11 protein-coding genes are annotated in these 13,495 nt (G+C 68.4%); 5 read left to right on the top strand and 6 right to left on the bottom strand.

The genetic code is table 11. The features are described 5' to 3' along the window. Positions 1-53: 53 nt before the first annotated feature. Positions 54-2,489 (bottom strand): cation-translocating P-type ATPase, encoded by a 2,436-nt coding sequence (locus tag AB0L60_RS20380; protein WP_364616097.1) that lies wholly within the window; start codon positions 2,487-2,489, stop codon positions 54-56. A 217-nt stretch (positions 2,490-2,706) separates the two neighbouring features. Here AB0L60_RS20380 and rarD point away from each other — a divergent pair, with 217 nt between their 5' ends. Next, complete coding sequence (rarD, locus tag AB0L60_RS20375; protein ID WP_364616544.1) at positions 2,707-3,573, top strand: EamA family transporter RarD; 867 nt, start codon at positions 2,707-2,709, stop codon at positions 3,571-3,573. 48 nt (positions 3,574-3,621) lie between these two features. Here rarD and AB0L60_RS20370 read toward each other — a convergent pair whose 3' ends face one another. The 3 genes from AB0L60_RS20370 to AB0L60_RS20360 are packed head-to-tail and all read right to left on the bottom strand — an operon-like array spanning position 3,622 to position 6,415. Next, a complete protein-coding gene (locus AB0L60_RS20370) occupies positions 3,622-4,674 on the bottom strand; it encodes an ABC transporter substrate-binding protein (RefSeq protein ID WP_364616094.1) in 1,053 nt (350 codons plus the stop codon). Between the two features lie 3 nt (positions 4,675-4,677). Next, positions 4,678-5,565, bottom strand: coding sequence for an ABC transporter permease (locus AB0L60_RS20365; protein ID WP_364616091.1), 888 nt, complete (start codon positions 5,563-5,565; stop codon positions 4,678-4,680). After that, on the bottom strand, positions 5,555-6,415 hold the full coding sequence (locus tag AB0L60_RS20360; RefSeq protein WP_364616088.1) for an ABC transporter ATP-binding protein: 861 nt from the start codon (positions 6,413-6,415) through the stop codon (positions 5,555-5,557). The genes AB0L60_RS20365 and AB0L60_RS20360 overlap by 11 nt, the downstream gene beginning before the upstream one ends. A 161-nt stretch (positions 6,416-6,576) precedes the next feature. Between AB0L60_RS20360 and AB0L60_RS20355 the strand changes: the two genes are divergently transcribed. From AB0L60_RS20355 to AB0L60_RS20345, 3 genes are all read left to right on the top strand, one after another. Next, complete coding sequence (locus AB0L60_RS20355) at positions 6,577-8,640, top strand: ATP-binding protein (protein ID WP_364616085.1); 2,064 nt, start codon at positions 6,577-6,579, stop codon at positions 8,638-8,640. Further along, positions 8,622-9,305, top strand: coding sequence for a response regulator (locus tag AB0L60_RS20350; protein ID WP_364616082.1), 684 nt, complete (start codon positions 8,622-8,624; stop codon positions 9,303-9,305). Before AB0L60_RS20355 ends, AB0L60_RS20350 begins: the two co-directional genes overlap by 19 nt. 161 nt (positions 9,306-9,466) lie before the next feature. Then, entirely contained in the window at positions 9,467-9,865 is a 399-nt protein-coding gene (locus AB0L60_RS20345) for a VOC family protein (protein ID WP_364616541.1), read from the top strand. A gap of 28 nt (positions 9,866-9,893) precedes the next feature. On the opposite strand, the gene AB0L60_RS20340 is transcribed toward AB0L60_RS20345, so the two are convergent. Together AB0L60_RS20340 and AB0L60_RS20335 are read right to left on the bottom strand one after the other, a co-directional pair. Continuing rightward, positions 9,894-10,508, bottom strand: a complete 615-nt coding sequence (locus AB0L60_RS20340; protein ID WP_364616079.1) for a methyltransferase domain-containing protein — start codon at positions 10,506-10,508, stop codon at positions 9,894-9,896. Positions 10,509-10,567: 59 nt separating this feature from the next. Then, complete coding sequence (locus AB0L60_RS20335) at positions 10,568-11,959, bottom strand: alpha/beta fold hydrolase (RefSeq protein WP_364616076.1); 1,392 nt, start codon at positions 11,957-11,959, stop codon at positions 10,568-10,570. Positions 11,960-12,138: 179 nt separating this feature from the next. On the opposite strand from AB0L60_RS20335, the gene AB0L60_RS20330 reads away from it, so the two are divergent. Continuing rightward, the gene (locus AB0L60_RS20330) at positions 12,139-13,398 is read left to right on the top strand and encodes a serine hydrolase domain-containing protein (RefSeq protein WP_364616073.1); all 1,260 of its coding nucleotides are present in this window, start codon (positions 12,139-12,141) and stop codon (positions 13,396-13,398) included. Positions 13,399-13,495 lie beyond the last annotated feature (97 nt).

The raw sequence follows: 13,495 nt of genomic DNA, 5'->3' as shown, positions 1-13,495 counted from the left end.
TGATTCGAGCCGGGGTCGCGGCGGCACGGCCTCGGCTCGAAACGGCTTCTGGATCAGGCGTCTTCGTCCGCCGGTACCGGCGTGTGGGGTGACTCGCCGAGGTACTTGGCGCTGAGCCACCAGGCAACCTCGACCAGGACGACGCCGATTCCACCGCACACGATGGCCAATGTCGTCAGCGCGATGTTGGACGGGTCCAGTTTGAAGAAGTGGCGGGTGAACGGCACCGCGAACAGGATCAGATATCCGGCGATGGAACCCGCCACCAGCAGGATCTTCCACCAGTTCCACGGGCGGGCGACGATGGCCAGCACCCACACCGCGATGATCAGCAGCGTGATCAGGGCGGTGGTGCCGGCCTGGATCTTCGCGGTCTCGCTGACGTCGGGCCCCTTGTAGGCGATCAGGTACGAGATGAAGGTCATCACGCCGATCACGACACCCGACGGGACCGCCAATCGCATGACGCGGCCGACGAATCCGGTGCGGGCGCGCTCGTTGTTGGGGGCCAGCGAGAGGATGAAGGCGGGGATGCCGATGGTGAACCAGGCGGCGATCGTCACGTGGCGGGGCAGGAACGGGTAGCCGATGGCCTTGTAGCTGAAGATCTGCGACCCGATGCCGGCGATGCCGACCAGGAACGCCAGCACCACCGAGTAGACGGTCTTGGTGAGGAACAGGTTGGAGACCCGCTCGATATTGCCGATCACCCGGCGGCCCTCGCCCACGACGTAGGGCAGGGTCGCGAACTTGTTGTCCAGCAGCACGATCTGCGCGACCGCGCGGGTGGCCGGGCTGCCCGAGCCCATGGCGACGCCGATATCGGCGTCCTTGAGGGCGAGGACGTCGTTGACACCGTCGCCGGTCATGGCGACGGTGTGACCGCGCGACTGCAGCGCACCGACCATGGCGCGCTTCTGATCCGGGCGGACGCGGCCGAACACGGTCTTGTGCTCCAGCACGTCCGCCAGCTCGTTCTGATCGGTCGGCAGCTTGCGAGCGTCGACCGGGTCATTGCCCCCGGGCAACCCCAGCGAGGATGCCACCGCGCCGACCGACACCGCATTGTCGCCGGAGATGACCTTGGTCGAAACATGCTGGGAGGCGAAGTATTCCAGCGTCCCCTTGGCGTCGGGGCGCACCTTCTGCTCGAGCACCACCAGCGCGGCCGGGGTGACCTGCCCGGGCGCGTCGGGCGCGTCCACCGGCCGGTCGCTGCGGGCCAGCAGCAGGACGCGCAGCCCCTTGGCCCCGATGTCCTGTGCGGTGTCGGCGATCTCGGAGGCCGGGTCCAGCAGCACGTCCGGCGCACCCATCAGCCAGTTGCCGTGCTCGCCGTAGGACATGCCGCTCCACTTCTTGGCGGAGGAGAACGGCGCGACCCCGGTGGAGTCCCAGCCGGGCGCGCCCGGCAGTGCCTCCTTGATGGCCAGCACGCTGGCATTGGGCCGCGGGTCGTCGGCGGCCAGCGCGGCGAGTACCTCGCGCAGTGTCGCCTCCGGAATGTCGTTCACCGGGCGGACTTCCGCGAGCCGCATGCCGTTCTCGGTGAGGGTGCCGGTCTTGTCCGCGCACACCACGTCCACCCGGGCCAGCCCCTCGATGGCGGGCAGCTCCTGCACCAGGCACTTGCGCGCACCGAGCCGGACCACGCCGACCGCGAAGGCGATGGAGGTCATCAGCACCAGGCCCTCGGGCACCATGGGCACCAGCGCGGCCACCATGCCGTTGACGGCGGGCCGCCAGGATTCCTTGGAGGAGAACAGCTGGTTGTAGATGGACAGCAGGCCCGCCGGAATCAGCAGGTAGGTAATGACTTTCAGAATGGTGTCGATGCCGCTGCGCAGCTCCGACTTGACCAGCGTGAACTTGCTGGCCTCGTCGGCGAGCTTGGCGGCGTAGGCGTCCTTGCCGACCTTGGTGGCCCGGTAGGCGCCGCTGCCCGACACCACGAAGCTGCCCGACATGATATGCGCGCCAAGGGTTTTGTCGATGGGGTCGGCCTCACCGGTGAGCAGTGACTCGTCGACCTCGAGCAGTTCGGTCTCGATCACCTCGCCGTCGACGACGATCTGGTCGCCGGGCCCGAGTTCGATGATGTCGTCGAGCACGATCTCCTGCGGCACGACGGCGCCGGCGATGCCCTCGCGGCGCACCACGGGCTTGGCCTGCCCGACGATGGCCAGCTTGTCGAGGGTGTTCTTGGCCCGGAGCTCCTGGATGATGCCGACCGCGCTGTTGGCGATGATCAGCAGCCCGAACATGCCGTCGATGAGCGAACCGGTGGCCAGCACCAGGATGAACAGCACACCGAGGATCGCGTTGATCCGGGTGAACACATTCGCCTTGACGATGTCCTTGACGGACCGGCTGGCCCGCTCCGGCACGTCGTTGGTCAGGCCGTCCCGCCGCCGCTGCTCCACCTCGGCGGAGGTGAGCCCCAGCGTGGGCGGGCTGGGTGGACTAGCTGCCTGCGCAGTAATCGACATGCCCTCCACAGTAAAGGGCGACCAAAGAAACTGGCCCGTAGCTGCCCGTCACTCGCGGGATAGGGGTGTGAGGATCATCCTATGTATTCGCGGTCGTGACGTTTGTTGCTCGGGCTAACGTATTTGGGTGACGGAAGGACCTGGGAACTCGGACGCAGCGGTCGATACGACGCGGCGGGATCGGCCGACGGGACACGAGGGCTCCCGGGACGCGGGCATCGCCTTCGGCATCGGGGCGTACTTCATCTGGGGACTGTTCCCGGCCTTCTTCGGACTGCTGTCCTTCGCGAGCGCCGGGGAGGTCCTGGTCGAGCGGATTCTCTGGACGCTGGTGGTCTCGCTGCTGGTGATGACGCTCGCCGGGCGGCTGGGGGAGCTGCGGCGGATCGACGCGCGGACCTGGCGGCTGGCGGCCGTGGCGTCGGCGGCGATCTCGATGAACTGGGGCGCATACGTCTACGGCGTGATCTCGCATCACGTGGTGGAGTGTGCGCTGGGGTACTTCATCAATCCGCTGGTGACGGTGGCATTCGGGGTCATCATCTTCCGGGAGCGGCTGCGGGCTCCGCAGTGGGTCGCGCTGGGGCTGGGGGCCACGGCGGTGATCGTGCTGACCATCGATTACGGCCGGCCGCCGTGGATCGCGTTGATCCTGGCCTGTTCCTTCGCCACCTATGGGCTGGTCAAGAAGGTGATTCGGCTCGACGCGCTACCCGGCCTGGCGGCAGAGGGATTGGCGGCCGCGCCGTTCGCGCTGATCGCGGTGATCGTGATCGCGGCGACCGGTAACGCGACCTTCGGTTCCTCACTTCCGCATACGGGATTGCTCATGCTGACCGGCCCGGTCACCCTCGTGCCACTGGTGTTGTTCGCGCTCGCGGCTCCGCGAGTGCCGTTGTCCACCATGGGAATTCTGCAGTACCTCACGCCCGGACTGCAGCTGGCCTGGGGTGTGGCGGTGGGGCACGAGCCCATGCCCGCGTCCCGCTGGGCGGGGTTCGCGCTGATCTGGCTGGCGCTGGCCATCTTCACCGTCGACGCCCTGCGCCGCTCCCGCCGCCCTCTGGTCGCCGTCCCGGAATAGCGCGAAACCGCACACCCCTCATTCGATGTGCGGTTCCACGTGGGCCGGTCAGGGTTTACGAGCTCCCTGGGCCTTCTCCACGAACTCGTTGGTGTAGGTCGCGTCGAGGTCGATGCGCTCCTGCACCGGTGCGACATTGCGCGAGTACTGGCCGAGAATGCGCAGGACGTTCTGCGCGCCTTCGGGTTTCATCAGGCCGTCGCCGTTGAACATGCTGATCGAGTCGGCGATGGACTTGACGTAGAGCTTCGGATCGCCGCCCGCGTACTGGCCGGGCATCGTGGCGGCGATCTCCTCGGGGGAGTGGGTCTTGATCCACTGCAGGGTCTGGACGAACGAGTTCGCCAGCTTCTGCACGATGTCCGGGTGGCCGGCCACGGTCTCGCAGCGCAGGTAGAGCGAGGCGGCGGGGTAGAGGCCGCCGAGCGCCGCGCGGGTGCCCTGCTCGTTGCGCATGTCGACCAGCACCCTGGCGTCGCCGGAGGTGACCATCTTGGCGACGGTCGGGTCGGTGGTCATGCCCGCGTCGATGCCGTTGTGGTTCATGCCCGCGATGAAGGTCTGTCCCGCACCGACTTTCACCCGGGTGTAGTCGGAGGTCCGCAGACCGGCCTGCCCGGCCAGCGCCTGGGTGAGGAAGTCGGTGGACGAGCCCAGCGACGTCACGCCCAGATTGCGGCCCTTGAAGTCCGCCGGGGACCTGATGGCGTCGGCGTCCTGCTTCGACACCAGCTCGACCTCGCCGGGCACGTCGGCGAACTGCACGACCGTCTTCAAGCACTGGTCCTTGGCCTGCAGATCGATGGTGTGGTCGTAGAAACCGACCACGGCCTGGACGTCGCCGGTGAGCAGCGCGGTCTCGGCGGTCGCGCCGGACTGCTCGCCCAGCAGGTGCACGTCGATGTCATTGGCCTGGAAGAAGCCCAGCCTCTCGGTGAGCATGGCCGGCAGGTAGATGACCTTCTCCAGCCCGCCCACCATGATGGTGATCTGCGGCCGCCCGTTCTCGGTCGGAATGCGGCGCGAATCGCGGCAGCCGGTCACCAGCAGCAGCGCACTGATCGTCAGCAGAACCACGGCAATGTGCTTGCGGTACTTCATGGCTCAGATCCCGTGGCCCGAGGCGGCCTGCGAGGGACGCCATTTCAGCAGCCGGTTCTCCGCCAGCCCGATCAGCCACTCCGCCACCAGCGCGACGACGGTGATGATGATCATGCCCGCGTAGATGCCCGCCGCGTCGAAGGTGCCCTGCGCATTGCTGATCAGCAGGCCCAGGCCTTTGCCGGCGCCGGCGTACTCCCCGACCACCGCGCCGATCAGCGCGAAACCGAAGGCGGTGTGCAGCGAGGACAGGATCCAGGTGGTCGCGCTGGGCAGCACGATGGAGCTCAGCACCTGACGGCGGCTCGCGCCCAGGATGCGGGCATTGTTGATGACGTTGCCGTCCACCTCACGTGCACCGGTGAAAGCGTTGAAGAACACCGCGAAGAACACCAGCACCACGACCGTCGCCACCTTGGACTGCAGGCCCAGGCCGAACCAGATGATGAACAGCGATGCCAGCACGATGCGCGGCACCGCGTTGAGCGCCTTGATGAACGGGGCCAGCACGTCGGCCCAGTAGCGGGAGCGGCCCAGCAGGACACCCAGCACGATGCCCGCGATGGTGCCGATGGCGAAGCCCAGCACCGCCTCCTGCACCGTCGTGTACAGCTGCAGCCAGATGGAGCCGAATTGCGTGCCCTCGGTGAACCATTCGACCAGCCGGTCCCAGATCAGCGAGGGCTTGGAGTAGAAGAACGGGTCGATCCAGTAGGTGGCGGTGAGCTCCCACGCGCCCAGCCACAGGGCCACGATGAGCGCGCGCAAACCCCACGTCCGGATCTTGTTCCGGCGCGCCTGCGACCGCACTCGCGCCAGGATCTGCTCCTCGGTCTCCACCTCGAATTCCGTTGCGGCGATAGTGGTCTGCGGCATGGCATCAAGCGACACGGGACGCTCCCTTCGTGCGGGCCGCCTCGACCTGATCGCGCAGCGTTTCCCAGATTTCCTTGTAGAGGTCGCGGAATTCCCCGGTGAGGCGGACCTCCTCGACATTGCGCGGCCGGTCCAGAGTGACCTCGAAGTCGCCGCACACGGTGGCGGGGCTCGCGGTCATGACGACGACCCGGTCCGCCAGGGCGATGGCCTCTTCCAGATCGTGGGTCACGAAGATGACCGCCGCCCGGCCCATTTCCCGGCCATCCGAGTCGGTGCCGGACCACACGCGCAGCAGTTCGTCCTGCATGAGCTGGCGCGTCTGCACGTCGAGCGCGCTGAACGGCTCGTCCATGAGGATGATCTCGGGATCGTTGACCAGCGTCTGCGCCAGCGCCACCCGCTTGCGCATGCCGCCGGAGAGCTGATGCGGGTAGTAGTTCTCGAACCCGGCCAGCCCGACCGTGCGCACCCAGCGGGCAGCGCGCTCACGGGCTTCGGCCTTGGACACGCCCCGGAGCTTCGGGCCCAGCGCCACATTGTCGATCACCGACTTCCACGGCAGCACGGCGTCCTGCTGGAACATGTAGCCGACGCCGTCCGGAATATCGCGAACATCCTTGCCGCGCACCAGGGTCCGGCCCGCCGAGGCCGGTTCCAGGCCGGACACCAGCGACAGCGTGGTGGACTTGCCGCAGCCGGTGGGGCCGACGACGGCGACGAATTCGCCGGCCGCGACGGTGAAGTTCAGGTCGCGCACCGCGGTGTGGATGCCGCCGTTGTTGCCGGGGAACCGCTTGGTCGCGCCCCGCAATTCGATCAAAGGCGCGGGACCCGGCCCGGGCTCAGTGGTCGTTGTGCTCATCAGTGCTCCTGTTTCCGATGCCGCCGCTGCGGCGCTGGACAGAAGCTACGTGGGCCGGGTCACACTCCACCCGGTTGTGCGCGCAAGTCACACAAGCGGCGATTAGGTCGTTCTGCGCTTTCTGCTCAGGCGGTTGCGAGGGGTTGTCTACACTGTCGCCCGTGTTTTCGCTCGGCCCCCGTTCCGTCCGGCTCCGGACCCAGATCCTGCTGTTGCAGATCGCTGTGGTGGGCCTGACCGTCGGGCTGGCCTTCGGCGTCTTCGCCTACGTCAGCGGCGACCGCCTCTCCGGCGAGTACGGCCAGCGTGCCCTGGCCATCGCCCGTACCGTCGCCTCCGACCCGCAGGTCCGCGCCGCCGTCGCGCGGTACGCCGACAGCCCGCTGCAGGCCGGTCCCGCCCTGAAATCGGAGCTCGCGGGCGGCGACCTCGAGCAGATCGCCGATAACGCCCGCCTGCGCACCGGCGCGCTCTTCGTGGTGATCACCGATGACGCGGGCATCCGCCTGGCCCACCCTGACCACGACCGGCTCGGCGAAATGGTCAGCACCGACCCCTCGCGCGCGCTGGCCGGGGCTGAGGTGGTGATCCAGGAACACGGGACCTTGGGCGAATCGGTCCGCGCCAAAGTCCCTGTCCTGCGGCCGGATACCGCACAAGCTTCGCCGCCGGGAGCCGCGGGTCCGGCAACCGGTGCACCGAGTGCCCAGGCGGCCGACTTGACACCGAACGGGCAGCCGAGCGGCGGTCAGGGCCGCGTGGTGGGGGAAGTCAGCGTGGGGATTTCCACTGCGGCGGTACATGATCAGCTGCTGCGCGATCTACGCCGCGCGGGACTGCTGATCGGGGGCGCATTGCTCGCCGGCATCGCCGGATCAGTGTTGCTGGCCCGTCGCTGGCATGGGTTGACGCTGGGATTGGAGCCTTCCGACCTGGCGGAGCTGGTCCGCGAGCAGGACGCCGTCCTGCACGGCATCGGTGAGGGCGTGGTCGCGGCCGACACGAAATCCCGGGTCACGGTCGTCAATGACGAGGCTCGCCGCCTGCTCGGCATCGACCCGGAACCGGGCAGCGATGTCGAGTCGATCGGCCTGACTTCCCGTGTCCTGCAAGCCTTCCGGGCCGTGGATGGCCAACCCGTCCAAGCCGCGGTCGGCGATCGCATCGTGGTCGTCACCGCCCGCGCCGTCACCTGCGACTCCCGCCCGCTCGGCGCGGTCCTCTCCGTCCGCGACCGCACCGACGTGGAATCGCTGACCCGCCAACTGGATGCCGTCTCCACCATGAGCACCGTCCTGCGCGCCCAGCGCCACGAATTCGCCAACCGCCTCCACCTGCTCAGCGGCCTCCTCCACACCGGCCGCCCCGACGAGGCCACCCACTACATCGAAGAACTCCTCGGCTCCGGCCCGCTCGGCGCGGCCCTCCCCGGCATCGACACCATCCGCGACCCCTACCTGCAGGCCTTCCTCTCCGCCAAGGCCGCCCACGCCCGTGAACAGGGCGTCCACCTCCGCCTCGGCCCCAACACCTGGGTCGACGCGAACCTCGCCGCCCCCGTCGATGTCACCACCGTCCTCGGAAATCTTCTCGACAACGCCATCGACGCCGCCGCGGCCGGCGGTGGTGCGGGTTCGGCTGTGTCCGAGCGGAATCCGGACGGTTGGCGTACTGAACGCCCTGGCGGCGGCGTGTCGGCAGATTCCGCTGGGGCCGTGGCCTCGGCTGCTGACGTGGATTCCAGTGGTGGCAGCGTGGGCGGCAGCCTTCGTCGCGCGGCGAATTCCGGCCCGATCGACGCCTCCGGCGCTCGGGTCTATGGTGACGTGAATCCGGATGGCGCTGTGGAGTTTCGAGACACCGCTGTCGGCGAGGGGGTGGGGCCGGTGGTCGAGGTGGAGTTGGTGCAGGAGGGCGGGACACTGCACATCGCGGTCGCCGACAATGGGGCGGGCATCGCGCCCGGGCTGGTGGATTCGGTCTTCGCGGAGGGGGTTTCGACGAAATCGGGCGGTGGCCCGGGTGGGCGAGGGCTGGGCTTGGCGCTGTCGCGACAGGTGGCACGGTCTCGGGGCGGGGATGTGCGTTTGGCCGACCCTGGAGGCGTGGGGGCAACCGGGGGCCGTTCTGACGCCGGTGAGACACCGTTGGGCGGAGCGGAGTTCATTGCCCGGATGCCGGGTGTGCTGATGGACGAGGAGGCGGCGTGGGCCGAGGAGAGCTGACCGTGCTGGTGGTCGACGACGACTTCCGGGTGGCCAATCTGCATGCCGGAATCGTCTCGGCGCTACCGGGATTCGCGGTGTCGGCGACCGTGAACACGCTCGCCGCCGCGCGCACCGCCATGGCCGAGACCCCCGTCGATCTGGCCCTGGTGGACGTCTACCTGCCCGACGGTTCCGGTATCGACCTGGTTCGCGAGATGCCGTCCGACGCCATGATGCTCACCGCCGCGACGGAATCGGAGACCGTGCGTGCCGCCCTGTCGGCCGGGGCGCTCGGCTACCTGGTGAAGCCGTTCGACCATGCCGTGCTCGCGGCCCGGCTGGCGGGGTACGCGCGATATCGGCGGCTGCTCGCCGCCCCGGAGGTCACCGCCGGCGACGTGGATGCCGCCCTGGCGGCGCTGCGCCCGGTCGCCGCCCCGGCCGGTGTCGCCGTCGGTGCGCCGACCGTCGCCTCACCCACGAAAGAGCTTGTCCTGCAAGCGGTCCGCAATGCCGATGCTCCGATGTCGGCAGCCCAGGTCTCGGCCGCCATCGGCATCTCCCGTGCCACCGCCCAGCGCTACCTCGCGAGCCTGGTCGGCGTCGGCGACCTGCGCATGCAACTGCGCTACGGCAGCACCGGCCGCCCGGAACAGGAGTACTCCGCCCCCCGCCGGCCCTGAGCCGCCCCCATTTTCTGGGGCCGCTGCGGGCAGTGACGGTTCGCACAGGGCGCTTGGCGGAATCGGCGGCGGGTGGCTACCGTCGTGGGCGTGGCGATGCTCCTGTCGGCCGACTTGTACCGGTCCAGGGTCGGGATCGTCACGAACACAGGAGAATTCCTATCACTATCCAGTTCAACCACACCATTGTCGCGTGCACGGACAATCGGGTCTCCGCCGAATTCTGGGCGGACATCCTCGGGGTGGAGGTGGGCAAGCCGTACGGTCCATTCATTCCAATTACCGTCGGTAATGGCGTCACCTTCGACTTCGCCAATCTGCCACCGGGTTTCGAGGGCGAGCCGCAACCGCAGCATTACGCCTTCCTGGTCTCCGAGGAAGAATTCGACGCCGCCTACGACAAGATCAAGCGGTACGGCATGACCTACTGGGCCGATCCGCGTCAGCAGGGCGTCAACGAGATCAACCACAATGACGGCGGCCGGGGGATCTATTTCCTCGACCCCGTCGGCCACTACATGGAGTTGATCACCGTCCCGTACGGCGGCTGGCCGCAATAGTTCTCACGCGGGTGACCGCGGTAACTCCTCACCCGGCTACCGCGGTGCCCAACGAGAAGGCAACCCAGGGCTTCGGCCCCTGCTGGTAATACCGATCGATATCGCGGATCTCGAATCCCGCGGCCTCGATCAACCCGCGAATATCGCGGTCGAGATGGCAGCCACCGGCCAGTGCCTTCTGCACCGGGTTGAACCGGTGCTGCCACTTCTGGACACCGGCATCCGGTGCGAGACCGTGCTCGACGAAATGAAAAGTGCCGCCGGGCGCCAGCACCCGGCGCACCTCGGCGAGCGCGGCCTCGACATCCGGGATGGTGCACAGCGTCCACGTCGACAGCGCGGAATCGAAGCTGTCGTCCTCGAACGGCAGGGCCTGCCCGTCCAAGCCGGCCCGTTCCACCGGAACCGTCGCCGCGGCCAGTCGACCGGCGGCCATTCGCCATCCGAGGTCGGCGGGTTCGACCGCGCTCACCGACTGCACCGAATCGGGATAGAACGGCACATTGCGCCCGGATCCGAACCCGATCTCGACGACGCGCCCGTGCAGCCCGGCGCAGACCCGCTGCCGCTCGGAGTTCATCTGCTGCGAACCACAGCACAGGTCGACCAGCCTGGGCAGTACCCGGTCTTCATAGATTCCCACGACACCACTCTGGCAACCGGATCGCACGCACGCCACTACTTCGGGCAAGGATGAATCGGTCAGTGTGCGGTGGGGAATCGCTGCGTCAGCCAGTTCGTCACGAAGGTCAGCACCTGCGGATCGATGGTCGTCTCGATCTTGGCGTACTCGTCGGGAGTGCCCTTGTCGGCGGGCTGCATCAGGTGATTGAGCCCGTCGAAGACGTGCACGGTCGCATCCGGATCGGCGGCCAGCAGCGTGCGCGCCGGGCGCTCGTTCTGGGCCGCGGGCACCTGGAGATCCTTGCTGCCGTAGAAGGCCAGCACCGGCACCCGCAGCGCCGACAGCGCCGGGGCCGGGTCGTAGCCGACCAGCGCCGCCATGTACGGCGTCACCAGCTCGTCGATCTGCGCGTCGGACAGCTTCTTGTCGGCGGGCAGGCCGTCATTGTGCTGTCGCACATAGGTTTTGGCGGCCTCCAGATCCCCGGAGCGCAGCAGGGCCGACAGGGTGGAGTTGAACGCCACCTGCTGATCGATCTGCTCCGCGGTGGCGCCCTGCGCGGTGAGGATCAGCCGATTCTGTTCCACCAGCACATCCGAGCCCGGCACCGCCGGCCCCGCCATCATGATCACGAACGCCACTCCGCTGTCGGGCCGCATGGTGTACAGCGGCGCGAGATTCCCGCCCTCGCTGTGCCCGAGCAGGCCGATCCGCTTGGCGTCGATCTCCGGCCGCCCGCGCAGGAAGGCTATTCCGGCGCCGATGTCGTCGGTCAGATCCTGATAGCTCGAGGTGTCCAGGTGCCCGCCGGTCTTGCCGACGCCGCGCTTGTCGGTGCGCAGCACCGCGTAACCCGCGCGGGTCAGGGTGTCGGCCAGCAGCAGGAACGGCTTGTGACCCAGCAGTTCCTCATTGCGGTCGTTGGCCCCGCTGCCATTGATCAGCACGACCGTCGGGAACGGCCCGCCGGTGTTCGGCTCGGTCAGCGTCCCGGCGATGGTGAGGCCCCCGCTGGGGAAGCTGACATCCTCGGACTTGTACGGGAACGGCGGCTTCGGCTCCTGCGGGCGCGGCGGGCCCTCGACCTTGCCGCGCGTCAGGTTCAGCGGAAACGTCTGGCCGGATTGGCTGAACTTCCCCTGGATGCTCTCGGAGCCCTTGTCGTACTTGCCCTGGAACGACGGATTGCCCGGAATCTTGGTGATGGTCCAGGCCACGCCGTCGGCATCGTTCTTCACCCCGCTCAGCGGCGCGGCCTCGACACCCTGGGCGGGAATGTCGATGGTGGCCTGGTCACCGCTGGTGAAGCTGACCCCGACGGCCAGCGGATGGCCGGGAATCTCGATGCTCCCGTGCCAGTCCCCGGTCAGGCCGGCGGGCGCGGCCTCCTGCTTCGACGACGAACACCCGGTCAGCGCCAGGGCGATCACGAGCAGTACCGCCGGAACCAACGACCACGCCCTTCGCATGGCGACAGCCTACGCAGCCCTCGCCGGCACTCCCGGGAACTCGCCCTGATCTCGGAAAGGCTCGCTCCGATAACGCCGGTGTCACTACCCGGACACCCGGAATAACCACTGGGCCGACGGGAGTAACTCTCTCCGTTTCGTCATTGCCGGTGTCACTCGGCGCTCGTACCGTGGAATTCGTGAGCAATGACGCTTCCCCGCCGGGTCTCATGGACCTGCCGGCCACGGTGGGCGGCTACGCGGCCGCTGAATTCGGTCCGTTGGTGCGCACTTTCGCGCGGATGGTCGGCGGTCGCCCGGGCGCCGGGGGCGCGCTCACGGTGCACCTGCGCGGGGAACCGCTGGTCGAGATCTGGATCGGGGAGGCCGGGCCGCGCCGGCCCTGGGATGCCGACACCGGCGCCATCGTCTTCTCCGCCACCAAAGGCATTGCGGCCACGGTCATCCACCGGCTCGCCGATCGCGGCCTCATCGACTACGACGCCCCGGTCGCCCACTACTGGCCGGAATTCGCCGCCAACGGCAAGGGGCGGATCACGGTACGTCAGGTGCTGTCCCACCGGGCCGGGCTGTACGGGCTGCCCGAGATCGCCCGCGGCCTGGACGACGTGCTCGACCACCGCATGATGGAAGACCGCCTGGCCGCCGCCAAACCCGATCATCTGCTGGGCATCCCGACCTATCACGCCCTCACCTTCGGCTGGCTGCTGGCGGGACTGGCCCGCGCGGTCACCGGCCGCGGCATGGCCGAGCTGTTCCGTACCGAGGTCGCCGAACCACTGGGCACCGACGGCATCCACCTGGGCAACCCGCCGGCCGGGTCGCGCATCAGCGCCGCCCTGCTGCACGGCAACAAGCTGTCGGCGGCCGGCACCAACTATGCCTCGCTGGTACTGGGCCGGGCCTACTCGCTGCCCGGTCCACTCGGCGCGGTCGCCCGCGCGCTGTTCCTGCCCGGCCTGGACCAGCTGCTGGAAGGCGACGAACCGCCCATCCTGCGCACCGAACTGGGTGCGGGCAACGGCGTCTGCACGGCGACCGGCCTGGCCACCGTCTACGACCCGCTCGCCAACAGGGGCATGCACCAGGGTCGCCGCTTCCTCTCGCCCGAAACCATCAGGGCCATGCGGCAGGTGGAGAGCTACCGGCTCGACCGTGCGCTGTTCTATATCCCGATGATGTGGCACATGGGCTATCACTCGCTGCCCGTTCCGGGAGCCCACGCGGGCTTCGGGCACATCGGTCTGGGCGGATCGTTCGGCTGGGCCGAACCTCGCCTGGGACTGTCGGTCGGCTTCGTCCACAATCGGCTCGGCATCGGGTCGATGAGCCTGGACCAACTCGCGTCGGCATGGGTGCTGCCGCTGGTGGTGCGGGGCGCCAATGCGGCGCGCCGCACCACTATCCCCGCCCTGCCCGCTGCCGCTTCGGTCGCATAGCCGCGGGCCGCGCCGCGTGACGTCGCACACGACACGCGGAGTCCGCCACGCCGATTCGAGTGAGCGCCACCGCGTGCCTTCGGAACTCGTCGGTGGG

This window comes from Nocardia sp. NPDC051981 (assembly GCF_040680715.1).
In the GTDB taxonomy this organism is placed as follows: Bacteria; Actinomycetota; Actinomycetes; order Mycobacteriales; family Mycobacteriaceae; genus Nocardia.
Note: the sequence above shows the minus strand (reverse complement) of the source record. Positions and strands in the feature narration are given on the sequence as shown.

Excerpts from the sequence above, each read along its gene's own strand:
- AB0L60_RS20380 (WP_364616097.1), bottom strand. The coding sequence starts at position 2,489 with ATGTCGATTACTGCGCAGGCAGCTAGTCCACCCAGCCCGCCCACGCTG.
- AB0L60_RS20370 (WP_364616094.1), bottom strand. The coding sequence starts at position 4,674 with ATGAAGTACCGCAAGCACATTGCCGTGGTTCTGCTGACGATCAGTGCG.
- AB0L60_RS20360 (WP_364616088.1), bottom strand. The coding sequence starts at position 6,415 with ATGAGCACAACGACCACTGAGCCCGGGCCGGGTCCCGCGCCTTTGATC.
- AB0L60_RS20335 (WP_364616076.1), bottom strand. The coding sequence starts at position 11,959 with ATGCGAAGGGCGTGGTCGTTGGTTCCGGCGGTACTGCTCGTGATCGCC.